The organism is Winogradskyella pacifica (assembly GCF_013403915.1).
GTDB classification, from domain to species: Bacteria; Bacteroidota; Bacteroidia; order Flavobacteriales; family Flavobacteriaceae; genus Winogradskyella; species Winogradskyella pacifica.
In genome coordinates this window covers 1-1735 of record NZ_JABFDI010000046.1, presented here as the reverse complement: position 1 = coordinate 1735, position 1735 = coordinate 1, and the positions used below count along the sequence as shown (strand labels likewise).

Sequence of the window (1735 nt, the reverse complement as noted above, 5' to 3'; positions counted from 1 at the left end):
GCAGACAACACGTGGTATAAATAATGGCCTAAAAAGCAAGTTTATGGAGAAGGCCACTATTCATACCACCTACCATTATATGCAAGCCGATGAAAAACATACTACTAACATTTTTACTTATCTCAATTTTTAGCTGTAAAGAAAAAAAGGAAGAAATTGGTCCTGAAATTTCAATCATTAAGGAAAAGAAAATTGAAAAAAGAAATGAAGTCTTTATTAGTATAAATGACACAATAAAATCGTTTGAAACTAACCTTTTTGTTGATGAAATGCAGGACAAGCCTGATATACTATATCTCGGACAGAAAAAAAACAAAACATCAGTAACTATACCAACGCAAAATACTATCAAAATACTAGGTGGAGCGCCTTGGTTTTCATTTTTCTATGAACTAGAGCTTGAAAAAGGAGATAGTCTTTTAATCGATGTGAGAAAAGTTAATCTTAACAAATCAAAACAAATTGAATACCCAACTTTTACAATATTGAATAGTACTAAAACCTGGAGCGAAAACAACTTCGATTATCTTTTATACAAGTACAATATCAATACAAAAGCAATAGTAATCGATGAAAATAAATTTCAAAATAACAAATACGATTCAGAAAAAGTATATCTAAACTCAATTAAACTACTAGATAGTTTAAAAGCAAATAACAGTATTTCAAATAAATTCTACTCAGCAAATAGAATAAATCAAAAATTAAAGTTTGCTTCTTCCAAAATAAAAGAAGCTAAGAATCAAAAAACAGAAATAGACATTGAAAATTTAGAAATTGACCTAAATGATGAAAAATTAATAGCTAATAATGAGTACATAAGTTTTTTAAGAACATTGATTCTTTACAAATATTTCAATAAAGACAAAAGAGTTTTGAATTCTGTACAATTCGATTTCATCAATGACAATGAAACATTTCTTAATAAGAACACAAAACTAACTTTACTGGACTCATACCTCAAAAGCATATATTTTATAGAAAAGTCAAAATTTGACAAATATCTAACAAAGTTCAACACTGTTAACAAAAATGAAGAGTTTAAAAATAAATGGCAATTAGTCATTGATAAACAAAACATAAATTCAAAGAAACTAAACGCTACTAATAGAAATGTTGGAACTTTAACTAACCTTATCGATGATAACGAATTGACTTTTGAAGAAGTGCTTTTAAAGCATAAAGGAAAAGTAGTTCTAGTTGATTTTTGGGCAAGTTGGTGTGCGCCTTGCCGAAAAGAAATGCCATTTTTAAAAGATTTGAAATTAAAGTTCAATGAAACAGAACTTAAAATTATTGAAATTTCAATTGACAAGGACTATTCAGCTTGGGTAAGAGCATCAAAATTAGAAAATCTGTCAAATGAAATAGATAATTATATAATATCAAATTGGGAAAAATCTAATCTTTATAAAAATTATAACATTAAAACTATTCCTAGATATTTACTTTTTGGAAAGAATGGCAAAATAATAGATGAAAATGCACCGAGACCAAGTGAAAGAGAACTTATTGAACTGATAAAGGCCAGCATATAACACCGTGTATAATTCATTGCTAGTTATAGCCTACTTACGAAAGTCCTCGCGGACTTTCTATCTGTGATTTATTTGCTAACTTTAATGCTTAAACACGCAACGAAATCATACACAAACACGTTGTCTGCAATTACCGATACGGATCGGACACTTTTTTCTGGGTTGTATGGAGAACTTTAAGGAGTTGTTTGCTTTAT

Annotated in this window: 1 protein-coding gene; it reads left to right on the top strand. The window is 28.6% G+C overall.

Going from position 1 to position 1735, the window contains the following annotated elements:
- Window positions 1–89 precede the first annotated feature (89 nt).
- Window positions 90–1538, top strand: a complete 1449-nt coding sequence (locus tag HM984_RS17300; protein WP_179350097.1) for a TlpA family protein disulfide reductase — start codon at window positions 90–92, stop codon at window positions 1536–1538.
- Window positions 1539–1735: the final 197 nt, after the last annotated feature.